The sequence below is a fragment of the Devriesea agamarum genome, from assembly GCF_900070355.1.
In the GTDB taxonomy this organism is placed as follows: domain Bacteria; phylum Actinomycetota; class Actinomycetes; order Actinomycetales; family Dermabacteraceae; genus Devriesea; species Devriesea agamarum.
Genome location: NZ_LN849456.1, coordinates 2,404,505 through 2,418,776, shown reverse-complemented (window position 1 = coordinate 2,418,776; position 14,272 = coordinate 2,404,505). Strand labels below are relative to the sequence as shown.

Below are 14,272 nucleotides of genomic sequence, written 5' to 3'. Positions count from 1 at the left end.
TGCGCGGGAGCACCACAATCCTCAACCCCATCCGCATCCTCATCTTCAACCTCAACCACCGCAAACGCTCAGGCCTTTACCCTCACAAATTGTGGCCAGACCTTGCACTTTGATCGCCCGGCCACACGGGGAATCACCGTGAACCAGGGCGCCACGGAAGAGGTTTTGAGCCTCGGCCTCCACAAGCACCTTGTGGGAACCGCCTATCTAGACAGCCCCGTGCCGGAAAAATGGAAGGCAGCGTACGAGTCGGTCCCCGTGCTCGCCAAAAACTATCCCAGCAAAGAGAAACTGATCTCCGCGACACCCGATGTGGTCCTGGCATCCTATGCGAGCGCATTCACCGACAAAGAAGGAGTCGGCACCCGCGAAGATCTCGCTAAAAAAGGGATAAAAACCTATCTCAGCCCGTTCTCCTGCCCCGACGGGAAAAAGGCCGACGCAACCTTCGACAATGTCTGGGGAGAGCTGAATGACGTCGGCGCGATCTTCGGCCAACCGGACGCCGCCAAAAACTTGATTGCTGAACAGAAAAAGACCCTCGCTACGGTGGAAAAAACCGCTGCCGGTAAGGGGAAGAAGATTTTCTGGTACGACTCCGGCGATAAAACACCGTTCGCAGGGGCAGGTGCCGGCGGCCCGCAGCTCATTATGTCGGCGGTGGGTGCCACGAATATTTTCGGCGATATCGATAAGGGATGGGCCAGCGTGTCCTGGGAAAACGTGGTGAAAGCCAACCCTGATGTGATCGTTTTCGCTGACGCTGATTGGGATAGCGCACAGAAAAAACAGGACTATCTTGCCAATGACCCCGTGCTGAAAAATCTACCCGCGGTGAAATCCAAGGCATTCATTGTTATCCCCTTTGCCGAATCCACCCCAGGAGCACGCCTAGTCGACGGAGCCAAAGCTGTCAGCGATGGCCTCCACACCCTTTCCGCCCGGTGAAGGCCGGCACTCGCACTGGAATCTGGCTCGCCGTCCTGGCGTTCGCTCTAGCTCTCAGCTGCTTAATTGTTCTCTCCATTGGGTCGGTGCACCTGTCACTTACCGAAGTTATTGACGTAGTAGCACGTCGGATGCGGCTGAGTGAAGGGCGAAACGTCACCCCGCTCACGGACCAGATCGTCTGGGACATGCGGGCGCCAAGGGTTCTCGGAGCCGTCACTGTCGGGGTGATATTGGCTCTGTGCGGTGCCGTGTTACAGACCCTCACCGGTAATGAACTGGCCGACCCGTATTTGCTGGGCATCTCCAATGGCGCATCCGTTGGGGCGGTCGCCGTTCTCGTGCTTGGCATTTCCAGCGCCTTTACCCAAACCACCCTGATGGCATTGGCATCATTTATCGGTGCTATCGGAGCATTGGTGTTGGTCCTGGCGATGGCAACCGGCCGGTCGGGGCAGCTACCACCGGGACGGACCATTTTGGCAGGCGTTGCCGTCGGTCAGTTATGTGGAGCAGCCACCTCCCTGCTCATCATGGTGGTCGGAACCCGCGACGCAGCCCGTTCAGCAATGGCTTGGACCCTCGGTGCTTTTACGGGGGTTCGCTGGTCACAGGCGATTGTGCTCCTTGCTGCCGCTGCGCTGTGCACATTTGTGGCGATGATTTTCGCTCGGATCCTCGACGCCTTCGCCTTTGGGGATGTATCCGCGATGTCCCTGGGCATTCCGGTGACCTTCGTGCGCTGGAGCTTTATGGTCGGTACGGCGCTTGCAACCGCCCTGTGCGTGTCCTATGTCGGTCCGATCGGGTTTGTTGGGCTCACAGTGCCACATATCGTCCGTTTAATGGTGGGACCGCGCCATCATTTCCTTTTACCCACCAGCGCATTCGCGGGGGCCCTGCTGATGGTTTGGTCTGATACCGCCGCACGCTCTCTGGCACCAGGGGAAGAAATACCTGTTGGGGTGGTCACCGCCGCGGTTGGTGCTCCAGTTCTGGTCATCTTGCTGCGCCGACAGGCCAGGAGGTCCTAAGCTATGACTGAGTCCGCAGGTCAAGTGATGTTTCGGACCGAGGATTTGAGCTGGTGCGTCGACGGGAAAACCATTGTCGACGGCATCACCATCCAGATTCCGCGAGATCAGATGACGATGATCATTGGGCTCAACGGTTCAGGGAAAACCACTCTGCTTCACCTACTCGCCGGACTGCGTACCCCCACTACCGGCACCGTCTGGGTGCACGATAAGAAGCTCGCTCAGATTCCCCGTCGACAACGGGCCCGAATCATGGCGCTCTTAGAGCAAGTTCCTCGGGCTACCGTGGATTTAGAGGTGCGCGATGTGGTTGCATTGGGCCGTATCCCTCATCGGGGCCGCTGGGGGCATATTCGCGAAGATGGGGCGGTTGACCGCTCCATGCGCATGACCGGGATTGCGGATCTGGCATCCCGTCGCTGGTCGCATCTGTCCGGTGGCGAAAAACAACGGGTTCAACTGGCACGCGCCCTTGCCCAAGAACCGCAGGCTTTGCTGCTGGATGAGCCGACGAATCATCTCGATCTTCGGCATCAAATCGATTTGCTGAGTCAGGTCCGCGAGGTGGGGCTGACCACCGTCGCAGTGATCCATGACCTCGATTTAGCCGCTGCATTCGCTGACTACCTCCTGGTCATGAATGCCGGGCACGTGGTCGCCGCCGGACCGGTTCAAGAAATTCTCACCGATGAGCTCGTCCGACAGCATTTCCAGGTCAACGGCACAGTTGAAGCAACGGATCGCTTACGGTTTTCGTGGTCTAGCCTGGCTTAATTAACGCCATCCACCCGCACACACCTGCGCACACACTTCGGTGAGCACCGAAGCATTTCGGGTGCACGGTGGAGGTATGCCGAAGTCGCACGCGAATGCACCACTGAACACCGGGCCCCGTCGAGGATTTGTCACCGCGATGTGCCTTGGATACTTCCTGATCCTGCTCGACGTCACAGTTGTTAACGTCGCCCTACCCGCAATTTCGTCGACATTTGCGGTAACTGGCCCTCCCCTCGCCTGGACTGTCGACGCCTACGCGATCCCGCTCGGAGCACTTTTGCTTGCGGCAGGGTCAATCGGCGACCGACTCGGACACCGCCAGATCGTGTGCGTCGGACTGCTCGGGGTGACCCTCGCCTCCGTTGCCTGCGCACTCGCCCCTACCTTCGCAGTTCTGGTTGTGGCGCGACTCGTTCAGGGGATAGCCGCCGGCCTGATGCTCCCCGGAACCCTCGCCCTGCTCACCAATGCGTTCCCCGACCCGACAGCACGGTCCCGGGCCGTCGCAATCTGGGCTGCTATCGGTGGAGCCGCCCTTCCGGCAGGACCTTTGCTCGGAGGCATTCTTGTGAACCTATTTGGGGTGAGGTCCGTGTTCTGGTTATCGGTTCCACTCGGACTACTTGCGCTGCTCGGGGTGATGCGCACCGCGCCGAGAACCGCGCCAAACCGGGGGCAAGCGGTGGACCTGTGGGGAGCCGTCCTGTCGGCAGCCGCCCTCGGGGCGTTCATCGCCGCCGTGATCGAATGGGAGCGTTCATCGCTTCTGAGCGCAGGATTGCTACTGGTGGCACTGGTATCGCTGGTGTTGTTTTGGGTCCATGAACGCCGACATCCCGATCCGATGCTGTCCTCTGCGGTGATCCGCCGAGGACGACTCATGGTGCCGGTGCTCGTCGCAGGGGTCATGAATCTGTGCACGCTCGGAATTCTGTTTGTGCTCACCCAGGCACTTCAAAGCATTCATGGGCTATCCGCCTTGGCATCCGGGGGCGCGGTGCTGTTCCTGTTCATTCCCACCCCGCTCGCGGCGCCGCTGGCGTCCCGAATGGTTCGGTGGATCGGAGCGCTGCCCACCGCAGCGATTGGTGCGGTCATCGGGGCCATCGGTTTTATCGTCCTGGCGATTACCGATCTCTCGTTCGGACCCGTCCTTGCCATCGGCCTGGTGCTCTGGGGGCTCGGTATCGGGATTTTGGTGGTGGGGGTTGTGGATGCCGCGATGGCCGCGCTTCCTGACCGATCAGGGACCGCATCCGGGCTCTCGAACACCGCACGTCAGGTTGGCGGAGCGGTGGGGGTGGCGATCTGCGCCGCTCTCGCAGGTAGCACCGCATCCCCATCGACGTTTCTCTCCCACACCGACCTTCTGCTGATTACAAGTGCTGTGCTCTTCGTGATCGCCGCGCTGGCCTGCATCGGAGTCCAGCGCAGGGTACTCTCGCGGCCATCGCACACAGCCCCGGAGAACACGCAATCCCCCGATACTGGTGTGAACACTGTGCATGAAGGACACTGACGCTATGCCCACTCCGCTGTCATCCACCGGTGAGGAATATCGGGTTGCCGAGGCCGCCGCGTGCCTGGCCGATCTATCCCGCGCCCGGCTGATCATCGCCCTGTGTGATGGCCGTTCCCTGCCCGCCTCATATCTCGCCGCCGAGGCCGGTGTGACACCCTCCACCATGAGTGGGCATCTGAAGCGGCTACAGAACGCCGGTTTCGTCGAATCCTGGACCTCAGGACGACACCGCTATTACCGGCTCACCAATGAACGCATCGGCGAAGCGCTGGAAACCCTCGCGGCGATTGTGCCCGGTCCCCCAGCGGGACTGGCCCATTCGCTATCGGGCTCAACCCGCCTCGCCCGGTTAAAAACCGCCCGCACCTGCTACGATCACGCGGCTGGGGAACTCGGCACCGGCCTATTTCGCGGTATTGTCGCCGAGAAGGGCCTGGTTCGGACCGACGGCGACCCCGGAACCCGGCGGGGACCCAATGAACCCGTGTCGGCCACTCTCAAACATGCACCGTACGAGTTCGGCGACCGGGCCGAGCAGGTCTTTACCCGATTCGGAGTGGATCTTCCATCTGTTCTCGCGGCGCGGCGACCTGCCCTAAAAGTGTGCGTGGATTGGACGGAGCAGGCTCATCATCTTGCCGGCGGGCTCGGCGCCGCCTTGCTGACCAGTCTTTTGGAGCGCGGTTTAGTCAAGCGTCGCTCTAAGCCGCGCGAACTGGTCCTGACCGATGCCGGGCATGCTGAACTCGATCAGTATCTTCAGGGGTGAGGTTTCGGCAGATCGATTACCTACCGTTTCGGCAGCCCAGTTGTCCATCGTTTCGTGAGGTCAGCTGGCCATCCTTCCAGCACGCCGGTTGACCACCGTTCCGATACACCCGTTACATATCCCGGTATCACACGTCGATGGATAGATCCTCATCTACCACCCAAACAGCGGCCTATGCGCTATATATCGCTTTAAGCGGTGCGTTGTGTGGGGCATTAGGGAAGCCCTTAAACGCGTTGATCTTCTCCAGCTGGTCTTTGTTCTGACCGACCCTACGAGCAGCAGCTCCTCTGCCAGGCTCAAACTCCTGCGCAGCACGGCCCGACGAGACACAGCCCCTCACAGCCATTAATCCTCACAAAGGTGCACAATGGCAGGGTCACCACTAGTAAAGGAGTCTCCTTGCCCGCGCACCGCGACACGGACATGCTCGTGCAGGCCGCCCGCCTGTATTACGACCAGGGACGCTCCCAAGCCGAAATAGCGCGCGAACTCGATGTCTCTCGCTCAAACGTGTCCCGGATACTTTCACAGGCGCGTGAGCGGGGCATCGTCGAGATCACCATCCATGACCCCGACGCTCCGGCAGTCCGCGACGGCGCCCTAGAGCGGGCTCTGCGGTCCCGATTTAACCTGCGAGAACCAGTCGTCGTCGCCCCAGGCCCACGAGAAAAACCGCTGGACGTAGTCGCCCGCACCAGCGCCGACCTCCTGTATGAACGCGCCCGCAAAGTCCGCTCCATTGGAATCAGCTGGGGGCACACACTGCAGGATGTCGTCTCCCATCTACGCCCGCTGCGCCGCCCATCAGCCCCCGTAGTGATCCCGCTGGTCGGGGGCCTGAGCGCATTAGACACGCTGGAAGGCGGCGATTCCGTAGCGCAACGGCTCGCAGACCGGCTCGGCACTCGAGCAGAACGCGTGTACGCCCCCGCAGTGGTGGAATCGGCCAGAGCCTGCGAAACGTTTTTGCAGGAGCGATCCATCCGCACCGTATTGAGGCAGGCAGCAGCAGTTGACCTGGCCATGGTCGGTATTGGATCCCACGGCATGCATTCATCGCCTCATCTATTGCAAGGAATGAACCTGTCCCAGGACGAGTACGCCAAGTTTCTGGCTCAAAAACCCGTCGGCGATATGTGCGGACAGTTTTTCGACGCGCTGGGCAAACCACTGGGTCCACCCACCTCACAGCGGATTGTCGGGGTGACTCTCGACCAGTTGAAAAGCATTAAACAGGTGATCGGAGTGGCCGCTGGGCTTGAGAAAGCGGGCGGAGTGATCGGAGCCCTCAGGTCGGGAATTATCAACATGCTGGTCGTCGATACGTCCCTCGCCGAGGCGGTGCTCGCCCGGAGCTAACGTCCCCAGGGCATAGCACCGCCGCATCCGCGGACACGATCTATGGTGCCCGCTGGCGCAGGCCAGGCATAACAACCCCGATTACGATGCCTTTCCGAGCACCGCCACGATGAAGTTCCCGCCGTCGTGCCACGGTCGCAGATCCCAGGTCGAAAAACAGTTCTCAACCCGTAACCCAGCATCCTCGATATCGACGAAAAACGCGTCGGCTGGATAGCCACGACCCGTACCAAAACCGACCACAGCCCTGCCGTCGGGGGCGAGAACCGCGCACATTGCCGCGAGCGCATCGCGCTGAGTCCCCTCCGCTAGGAACGTCATCACGTTACCGGCGCACACGATCAGGTCGAAGGGATAACCCGGAACCGTTTGCGGGCTCATCGTGCAAATATCGCCGACAATGAACTCCGGCTGTCCTAGACACCGGGATGCAGCATCTCGCTGGGCCTCTTGAATCAGCACCGGGTCGATGTCGATCCCGGTCACCGTGTGGCCTCGGTCGGCCAATGCGATGGAGACCCGACCCGGCCCACATCCGGCATCCAAGATCCTCGAACCGCGAGGAACCATCGCATCCGCGCACCGGGCTTCACCGTCGAGATCATCGCCCCGTTCCCGCATATCGCGGAAACGCTGAATGTACCAGGTGGAATGTGCGGGATTCTGACGCGTCATGCGCTCCCAGTGGGATTCGGGTCGGGTGGCGCTCACGCGTTCTCCCCTCGGCCGCTGAGAATGGCAAAGATGCGAGTGTCAAGGCCATGATCGCGCCCGAGCGCGGTCTCATCCAGGTGGTTAATCGGTGCCACCAGGCGACTGCTGGACAGCAGCCAGGCAGCGTCAGCAGACTTCACCCGCTCCAGGCTCATCAGTTCCTCGGTGCACGTGTACTGTCCGTTGAGAGCATCAAAGACAGACCGGATGCAGGTCCCGGCGAGAATTCCCGCGTCAGCCGGAGTGGTCACCAGGTGATCTCCCTCTTTGACCAGCAGCGTCGAGGTGGGACCTTCGAGTGCGTATCCATCGGAGGATACAAACAGCACGTCCTGCGCCCCACGGCGGGCAGCCTCGCGCAACACTGCCATGTTCACGGCATACGAAATGGTTTTGGCTCCCGCGAGCAACCACGGGCTGGTGCTCGCCACGGTGGAGGACAGTCCCCGGTCCAGGCACACTACGTCGATACCTTCGCGTTCAGGGCCGTAGTCAGCTGCGGTGCGGGCGTGCACCCAGCCGGTGGGGTGTCCGTCGCCTTCGACGCCGCGCGTCAGCACCACTCGGACGGTCAGTTCAGCCACCGGGTCATGGGCGTCAATGCCAGCGGTCGCTGCTTCAGCAATCAGGCCCTGATCGATATGGCCAAGATCCAGCATCTGCGCACTGTGTGCGAGCCGCTTCAGATGCGGCCCCAGGTTCATCGGAACACCATCGAATACACCGATGGTCTCGAAAACCCCATCGCCGCGGGTCAGGCCCAGGTCAGTGGCCCGCAGTTGCGGGTGATCTTCGGGGACCACTGTGAACCGTGGGAGCTTGGTCAGCTCGGTATCCGATGCACCGGGTCCTTCATCGAGCACCCGGTGGATCATCACTAAAACGGCGCGTTCAGGTTTCGGCTGATCGACACCCAGAGTGCTACCGGGGGCCTTGATGGACGAGCCGGAGGACACGGCGGAGGAGTCAGAGGGGGCAGCAGACGGATCAGAGGGCGGCGTTGCGGCAGCATCAGTCGACATAACGCTCATGCTACGCCGCCCGGTTCAGAGCCTGCTATCCACAGGATCAAACCGCCGCAGGTCCAGCCGAGACGGGTTTCCAGGGGGTCATCGCCGGTGTCGAAGGCCAGCGGGTCAACCACCGAACCGCTAGCCGCCTCGCGCAGATCAGCCCAGGCCACGGCGTGATTGGGAAGCTGAAGATCAGCGGCGCCCACAGCGTCGATGCCCTGCCATTGCACGATGGGCGCCTCACCGTGGGCTCGGTTTTCACCGTCATCATCGGCACGCTGATCAACACCACCGTTGATCAGCATCATCGCGATCTGTTCGACGTCCAGCGCGGACTCCGAATGATCGAGGGCGAACTCCAGTACATCCGCTGTCAGGCACAGGAATCCGGCAAGGTCCGACGCCAGGTAACTGACCGACAGGTCTTCCCCAATTCCGAGCACGCTCCCAGGATTTCCGTCCGCGTCAATCGTGAGAATCACGGCGCTCTCACCTGATTCCATCAGGGGGTAGAACGTCGTCGCCGCTCCCAGCAGCGTGTACGGACCGAGATCGCTGCGCTCATCCGCAAGCAGAGACACAGCGAGCCCATCCCCGACCCGGACCCCGGCAAATTCTTCGGCCAAAGGAACCAGCACAGGAGGAATGTCAGCAGCCGTGTCCGCGTCATCCATCAGCGATGGCACCTGCGCGAGACGACCAGATGATCGCTCCACCAATGACGTGAGGCGCTCAATATTCGGGCGCAGTAAGCGCACATCGAGCGGATGCGGTGGTTCGGGCCAGCGAATATGAGGTCTCATGACACCAACTTTGGCATACCTTGCCTGCCGCGCGTCGCAGACCCTATGCCCCATCTGAATGCTCTAGCCGTCCACCCCTGCACCGAGGCCGCGAAATTCTCGGCCACACGGTCTACTATGCGCCCATGCCCGATCAGACCTCCTCCCCTCCAGGCACTGACAGCACCTCGACCTCAACACAGTCCATCGGTTCCACCGACCTCGCAGGCCTCAACGGCAACGGGCGCCCCGCCAGCTCGTACGTCCCGATGCCGTTACAGGTGGCAGCTGCGTATTCGTGGCGACTGATCCTGGTCATTCTGGGGCTTGGCATCATCATCTGGGCCGCCTCCTCGGTGTACGCCACCGTGATCCTGCCCGCTCTAATCGCCCTGCTGTTAGCGGCACTGCTCGCCCCGGTGGTGAACTGGCTCGTGCGCATGCATCTGCCGCGCGGGATTGCCGTGATCACCACCGTTATTGGTTTCATTCTGCTGATTCTGGGTCTGCTCACCATCGTCGGTCAGCAGCTCGCCGAAGGTTTTCAGCAGATGCGCGACCAGGTCTCGCACGGTCTGGACAACATCGACAGCTTCATCAAAGCGGGGCCCTTCGGGCTCAGCTCGTCCCAGGCATCCGACATGCTCGCCAAGGGGCTAGAGCAACTGCAAAAGGCGTTGAATGAGCATTCCTCCGACATCGTGGGAGGCGCAGTTGGGGCAGCAACCGGTGCCAGCGAATTCCTGATCGGCGTCATCGTCGCCCTGTTCACCACGGTGTTCTTCCTGCTGGACGGCAAACTCATCACCAGCTGGATAATGCGCCTGCTGCCCGAACCGGCGCGGGCGCGCACCGCGGGCGCCCTGGTGTGCGGCTGGGACACTCTCGCCCACTACACCCGGGTGCAGATCCTGGTTGCGGCCATTGACGCAGTGGGGATCACCATTGGCGCGGCGATCCTGCAAATTCCCGCGCCTCTGTTGCTCCCGGTGTTCGTGCTGGTGTTCTTGGTGTCGTTTGTGCCGCTGGTTGGCGCCGTGCTGTCCGGGCTTCTGGTATGCATCCTCGCCTTGGTCACCCAGGGCTGGGTCGCTGCGCTCGTCATGCTCGGCATTGTGATCGTCGTTCATCAGGTCGAGGCCCACGGGTTGCAGCCGTTCATCATGGGCCGCGCCGTAGCGGTGCATCCGCTGGCGGTAGTGCTCGGCGTCGCTGCCGGAACCGCGCTGATGGGGATCTCGGGAGCGCTGCTCGCGGTGCCTGCCATTGCGACCATCAACCGCATGGTGGTCTACCTAGTTGGTCGCGATCCGGGCCCGTTGGAAACCAATCAGGTCGCGAACTTCGCCGCTCAGGTGGTGGCATGGGCCGGAGCCCGGCGGCGGGGAAAGGGCGCGGGGGTCAGCCCCGATCTCACGACATCTGACGGTAAAGCGAAGATCGACACCGATGCGGAGTCCATCTCGGACTCAGCCTCCAATTCGGACTCCAGCGCGAACTCGGGTTCTTCAGGGCCGAATGCGGCAAGCTCTTCCGGACCGGGTCGGGAATGACCTGTTGTGCTGACCCGGTATCGGACGTGAAACTGCGTGGACCACGCTGATCCACCTGGCTACAGACGGGCTGGTCACCTAAATCAAACCCTTAGACGGGCCCGACACCGCGCAGTGGAAAATTTCCCCTGACACTACCCACACCCTGCCGATCAAAGTCGGTCACAACTGAATGACCATGCGGTCGATGTTGACCTCGAGTTGTAGTTGATCTGTTAGGTGTCGGTTGACGCGCCCAAAACGGTCGATTCCGGAAGCCGCAGTATCCGGTGCCGCAGGCCCCGGTGAGCACTAGGGAGGAGGACCTGCAGGCGCAGGAGGCCGAGTTGCGCGCCGCCGGCGGGTCCGTCGCCGACACCGCCCGCGCGCTCCGCGTGGGCGCCTCGAGCGTTCGGCGGGCATTTGAGCGCACAGAGTGATAGATGTGTCTATCACTATTGATAGGGTTTCCTATAGGAGGTGGTCGAGATGACGACTACTCAGGTTCCGGCGGAGGTACGCGCAGCGGTGCAGCTGCGCCACCGTCGCGAGATCGACGATCTGGACTACCATCGCCAGCTGCGACAGCTGGGCGGGCGATACACGCAGCGGCAGATCGCGGCGTGGCTGGGTATTGCACAGCCTTCCGTGTCGGCAGCGTTGAAGGCTGCCGAGCGTGTGACCATGCCCGTGGAGGGGTTTTCTGGAGCAACGCCGATGGAGATCTGCGAGCGGTTCGCGGCAGGCATCATTGACCGCAGTCAGCTTGAGGATGAACTCGCGCGTTTCCCCTATGCGGAGCGGGGGACGAGTGATGGGTACGACGGCCTAGCTGTGGATCCGCCGGGAACGTGGGCCGAGGTATCGGCGGCCGTGCGTTGCGGGCTTATCGACGATGATATCTACCAGGTCGTGTTTAATCGTCGTCATGGACTCTGAGGAGATCGCCCGACATATCGAGACGGTCCGACAGCTCTCGAAGCCGGGGCAGGAGCTTGGCGTCAATACACCGACCGCCACGTCAGCGGGACCGTCTCCATCGTCGGCTGCTTGAGGAGGTTCGCGCTTCGTTCCCCGACGTCGCTCTCCGGGGCCGGGTATTCTTGGAGGTGCTCTAGGTGGAGTCAAGCCGGCTCACTAGAACATTTAAGATTCTATGGGAGGATCATTATCTACAGCGATAGGGCCTATACCGAGAAGGTACGAAGTGCCTCTGCGTCCTGCCTAGATTCTGGTGGTAGGGAGATCCAAATTATCTGGCTCTCCCTACCACCAGTTGTTCTGGTCACTAGCGTAACCCTAGTGGAGGGGCTTAGTAGGATATTATTTTTAATATTCTTTTTTTCGCTGATCTGGTTGACTGCTGCTCAGAGTTACAAGCGGGGCGCTCTGAGGGTAGCAGGATTGACGGTGGTAGCACATATTTTTATGACAGCAGCGATTCCTGTGGTTCACTTATTCAATAGCGGGAACATGCTGCTGTATGCCGCAATGGCATGGTCGGTGTTTTATAGATTTTTTACAATAAAACGCAAGAGCTTTAGATTAGATACTTCTGGGGAATAAACAGCTAGCCCCAGCTACCGAGACACCTTGAGGTTTATTGTGGATTTCGCGTGAGGGTTTAAGCCCGCAGTGCATACCGGGTTGTGAAGGGCCGCCCAGTGTCGCCCGCTACCGGGGCTGGCGGACGAGGGTATGAACCTCGTCGTGCCCAAGCTGCCCTTATTCGTGATCCTGCGGTCATGGTTCCGTCAATCGCACTGACGCCGTGTCGATCTGCCCAGACCGGCCCCTGGTCGGGGTCGGTATCCCCGCTGCGTGTCAATGCGGTTAGAGATCGATCCGAGTGGTGCTCATGGTTAGTTGTCGTGTTGTGTGGGGCGGCCGAAATCGGTGAGGAGCCAGTGCTGGACGGACTCGTGTGGGAAGTGACGGGCCTCGTATCCCTGCGCTGGTGTCCGCGATCATCCCAATCACGGGCCAGTCGACCGCATGGGTGGTTGTGAGGACCTGGGTGGTAGTGGCGGTGGCGACGGCCCGTTGGCGCAGGCTGGGTGGCAGGAACCGTCCCAGCTTGGTTATCACGGTGGTCGCGGTGACGTCCTCAAGGCCTGCTTCAAGGAGCAGGAGCCCCGTGATGAGCGTGCAGACCTCGTCGGCGTCCAAAAGTAGCGGCGGGATCTTGATACCCGCAAGACGTAGGCCCCGCCGAGGCCTGGGTGGGACTGCACGTCGTAGCCCAGCGTTCGCAGCCAGGCAACATCACGGCGCACCGTCCGAGGTGCCACGTTCAGCCGGCCCGCGAGGTCAGCCACGGTCCATCGGCGGCCCGTTTGGAGCAGTGCCAGCAGGCGTAGTGATCGTGATTAGGGACTGTCCATGCACTGATTCTCGATCAAGAGGAGGCCAGGAACAGGCCTCATCTGTCGTTAGTGTCATAGCAAGAGCAGCCCCGAGAGGAGACTCCCATGCGTATCGCTGTCACCACCCTGACAGGAAACGTCGGCGCCCACCTGACCCGAATGCTGATCCGTGCCGGGGTGCGACCCCTCCTGCTGGCCCGCACCCCGTCCAAGATCCCCCACGAGGTCCTCCCTTACGCCGATATCGTGGAGGCCGACTCCACCGACCCCGGCAGGTCACCGAGGCCACCCGCGGAGTCGATGCCATCTACTGGGTTGATCCCAGCACCGCGTCAGCCGATCCGCTGGGCGACTACGCTCGAGTCACCCAGGCGATCGTCACCGCAGCCGAGGCCAATACCATCGGCCGGATCGTGTTCCAAAGCAGCGTCGGTGCGGAGAAGCGCCACGGCGTCGGGGAGATCGACGGCCTGGCCGCCACCGAGGTCGCCCTCGATGCCCTGGCCTCCGATGTGACCCACCTACGTTGCGGCTACTTCTTCACCAACCTGCTGCTGAGCCTGGAGGACGTGCGCCAGGGGCGGCTGCGCACAGTCCTGCCCCTGAGGCAGCGGCTCAGCTGGGTCGCGCCACGCGATATCGCTGAAGTGGCTGCGCTAACGCTGTTGAACACGTCATGGCACGGCCGCCGGGTTCAGGCGGTCCACGGGCCCCTGGATCTGTCCTGGAATGACGTGGCCAAGCTCCTCACAGACCAGACCGGACTGCGCGACGACTTCCACCCGGAACAACCGCGCACAGCAACCAGCACGACCCCCACGCAGCTCGCTGGCTGGATCCACGACACACTCCTCCCCGCCTTGTGACCTGGCATTCCACCACCAACGCAGTGGACGACCCATCCTGGGGCCGACCACTGCGTATGGAGAACCCATGACCCGCCCCAACGCCTAGCCTCTCCTGAGACGCAGGCTCAATGTCTGGGAGCGTTGCAACAGATAAAAAGTAGGGTGCGAGCATTATCGAGTGGATGCCAAAGATTACTCCGATAGTGTTCCGGTCAAGCAACAGTCCACCCAGAAGCGGCCCAATGATTTGGCCCATGTTCATGCTCAGCATGTAGAGGCTCATCGCAGCTGGGACAGACGAAGCCGGTAGGAGGAATCTGATGTAGGGCGCCGGGTAGGGGAGGTGAATGCACCGAACGCCGACTGAGCAAATATCAGGATGTACAGCAGCGCCAGCGAGAAGTCCATGAAGACGGTCGTCGCAAGGAGGAGCAAGGTCGCAGCAAACTGCCCTCCAACCCCCACGAGACCCACGGCACGAGGACGACGGGTGACGTGAGGGCCAAACTCGAAGCGGCACAGCGCCATGCTGAGGACGACCCGGAGTTCCGGATTAACGTTAAGGCGCTCGCTGGGGTGTTGCCCGCTCCGCTGGGCAACAC

At 61.4% G+C, this 14,272-nt stretch carries 15 protein-coding genes; 9 read left to right on the top strand and 6 right to left on the bottom strand.

Translation table 11 applies throughout. The features are described from left to right. The first annotated feature begins 138 nt into the window (after positions 1–138). The 6 genes from BN1724_RS10190 to BN1724_RS10165 all read left to right on the top strand — a co-directional run bounded on the left by BN1724_RS10190 (position 139) and on the right by BN1724_RS10165 (position 6,415). Positions 139–948: an ABC transporter substrate-binding protein gene (locus tag BN1724_RS10190; RefSeq protein ID WP_231928226.1), complete on the top strand. Its 810-nt coding sequence runs from the start codon at positions 139–141 to the stop codon at positions 946–948. After that, a complete protein-coding gene (locus BN1724_RS10185) occupies positions 945–1,982 on the top strand; it encodes a FecCD family ABC transporter permease (protein WP_058235274.1) in 1,038 nt (345 codons plus the stop codon). The genes BN1724_RS10190 and BN1724_RS10185 overlap by 4 nt, the downstream gene beginning before the upstream one ends. Positions 1,983–1,985: 3 nt before the next feature. After that, positions 1,986–2,759: an ABC transporter ATP-binding protein gene (locus BN1724_RS10180; RefSeq protein WP_058235273.1), complete on the top strand. Its 774-nt coding sequence runs from the start codon at positions 1,986–1,988 to the stop codon at positions 2,757–2,759. A 76-nt stretch (positions 2,760–2,835) separates the two neighbouring features. After that, the gene (locus tag BN1724_RS10175) at positions 2,836–4,281 is read left to right on the top strand and encodes an MFS transporter (protein WP_058235272.1); all 1,446 of its coding nucleotides are present in this window, start codon (positions 2,836–2,838) and stop codon (positions 4,279–4,281) included. A gap of 4 nt (positions 4,282–4,285) precedes the next feature. Next, positions 4,286–5,053, top strand: a complete 768-nt coding sequence (locus BN1724_RS10170; protein WP_058235271.1) for an ArsR/SmtB family transcription factor — start codon at positions 4,286–4,288, stop codon at positions 5,051–5,053. A gap of 402 nt (positions 5,054–5,455) precedes the next feature. After that, positions 5,456–6,415 carry a sugar-binding transcriptional regulator gene (locus tag BN1724_RS10165; protein WP_058235270.1) on the top strand — a complete coding sequence of 320 codons (960 nt, stop codon included), beginning with the start codon at positions 5,456–5,458 and terminating at the stop codon, positions 6,413–6,415. An 81-nt stretch (positions 6,416–6,496) separates the two neighbouring features. On the opposite strand, the gene BN1724_RS10160 is transcribed toward BN1724_RS10165, so the two are convergent. From BN1724_RS10160 to BN1724_RS10150, 3 genes are read right to left on the bottom strand one after another with little or no spacing between them, the layout of a single operon-like run. Further along, a complete protein-coding gene (locus tag BN1724_RS10160) occupies positions 6,497–7,126 on the bottom strand; it encodes a class I SAM-dependent methyltransferase (RefSeq protein ID WP_231928225.1) in 630 nt (209 codons plus the stop codon). Continuing rightward, positions 7,123–8,151: an aminotransferase class IV gene (locus BN1724_RS10155; protein WP_231928224.1), complete on the bottom strand. Its 1,029-nt coding sequence runs from the start codon at positions 8,149–8,151 to the stop codon at positions 7,123–7,125. Before BN1724_RS10155 ends, BN1724_RS10160 begins: the two co-directional genes overlap by 4 nt. 5 nt (positions 8,152–8,156) lie before the next feature. Further along, positions 8,157–8,945 carry a hypothetical protein gene (locus BN1724_RS10150; protein ID WP_058235269.1) on the bottom strand — a complete coding sequence of 263 codons (789 nt, stop codon included), beginning with the start codon at positions 8,943–8,945 and terminating at the stop codon, positions 8,157–8,159. Positions 8,946–9,070: 125 nt separating this feature from the next. Here BN1724_RS10150 and BN1724_RS10145 point away from each other — a divergent pair, with 125 nt between their 5' ends. Both BN1724_RS10145 and BN1724_RS10140 read left to right on the top strand, forming a co-directional pair. Continuing rightward, complete coding sequence (locus tag BN1724_RS10145) at positions 9,071–10,477, top strand: AI-2E family transporter (RefSeq protein ID WP_058235268.1); 1,407 nt, start codon at positions 9,071–9,073, stop codon at positions 10,475–10,477. Positions 10,478–10,945: 468 nt separating this feature from the next. Next, the gene (locus BN1724_RS10140) at positions 10,946–11,395 is read left to right on the top strand and encodes a helix-turn-helix domain-containing protein (RefSeq protein WP_058235267.1); all 450 of its coding nucleotides are present in this window, start codon (positions 10,946–10,948) and stop codon (positions 11,393–11,395) included. A gap of 1,145 nt (positions 11,396–12,540) precedes the next feature. Here the strand turns inward: BN1724_RS10140 and BN1724_RS13605 are convergent. Next, positions 12,541–12,810 carry an HTH domain-containing protein gene (locus BN1724_RS13605; RefSeq protein WP_084252974.1) on the bottom strand — a complete coding sequence of 90 codons (270 nt, stop codon included), beginning with the start codon at positions 12,808–12,810 and terminating at the stop codon, positions 12,541–12,543. Positions 12,811–13,235: 425 nt separating this feature from the next. On the opposite strand from BN1724_RS13605, the gene BN1724_RS13365 reads away from it, so the two are divergent. After that, positions 13,236–13,688, top strand: a complete 453-nt coding sequence (locus BN1724_RS13365; protein ID WP_231928223.1) for a Rossmann-fold NAD(P)-binding domain-containing protein — start codon at positions 13,236–13,238, stop codon at positions 13,686–13,688. On the opposite strand, the gene BN1724_RS13600 is transcribed toward BN1724_RS13365, so the two are convergent. Both BN1724_RS13600 and BN1724_RS13110 read right to left on the bottom strand, forming a co-directional pair. Next, positions 13,570–13,953, bottom strand: a complete 384-nt coding sequence (locus BN1724_RS13600; protein WP_407919304.1) for a hypothetical protein — start codon at positions 13,951–13,953, stop codon at positions 13,570–13,572. The two genes, BN1724_RS13365 and BN1724_RS13600, sit on opposite strands and share 119 nt — an antisense overlap. Beyond that, on the bottom strand, positions 13,950–14,105 hold the full coding sequence (locus tag BN1724_RS13110; RefSeq protein WP_172797113.1) for a hypothetical protein: 156 nt from the start codon (positions 14,103–14,105) through the stop codon (positions 13,950–13,952). Before BN1724_RS13110 ends, BN1724_RS13600 begins: the two co-directional genes overlap by 4 nt. Between the last annotated feature and the right edge of the window lie 167 nt (positions 14,106–14,272).

Coding starts and splice junctions, on each gene's coding strand:
- BN1724_RS10180 (WP_058235273.1), top strand. CDS start 1,986: ATGACTGAGTCCGCAGGTCAAGTGATGTTTCGGACCGAGGATTTGAGC.
- BN1724_RS10175 (WP_058235272.1), top strand. CDS start 2,836: ATGCCGAAGTCGCACGCGAATGCACCACTGAACACCGGGCCCCGTCGA.
- BN1724_RS10170 (WP_058235271.1), top strand. CDS start 4,286: ATGCCCACTCCGCTGTCATCCACCGGTGAGGAATATCGGGTTGCCGAG.
- BN1724_RS10155 (WP_231928224.1), bottom strand. CDS start 8,151: ATGTCGACTGATGCTGCCGCAACGCCGCCCTCTGATCCGTCTGCTGCC.
- BN1724_RS10150 (WP_058235269.1), bottom strand. CDS start 8,945: ATGAGACCTCATATTCGCTGGCCCGAACCACCGCATCCGCTCGATGTG.
- BN1724_RS10145 (WP_058235268.1), top strand. CDS start 9,071: ATGCCCGATCAGACCTCCTCCCCTCCAGGCACTGACAGCACCTCGACC.
- BN1724_RS10140 (WP_058235267.1), top strand. CDS start 10,946: ATGACGACTACTCAGGTTCCGGCGGAGGTACGCGCAGCGGTGCAGCTG.
- BN1724_RS13600 (WP_407919304.1), bottom strand. CDS start 13,953: ATGAGCCTCTACATGCTGAGCATGAACATGGGCCAAATCATTGGGCCG.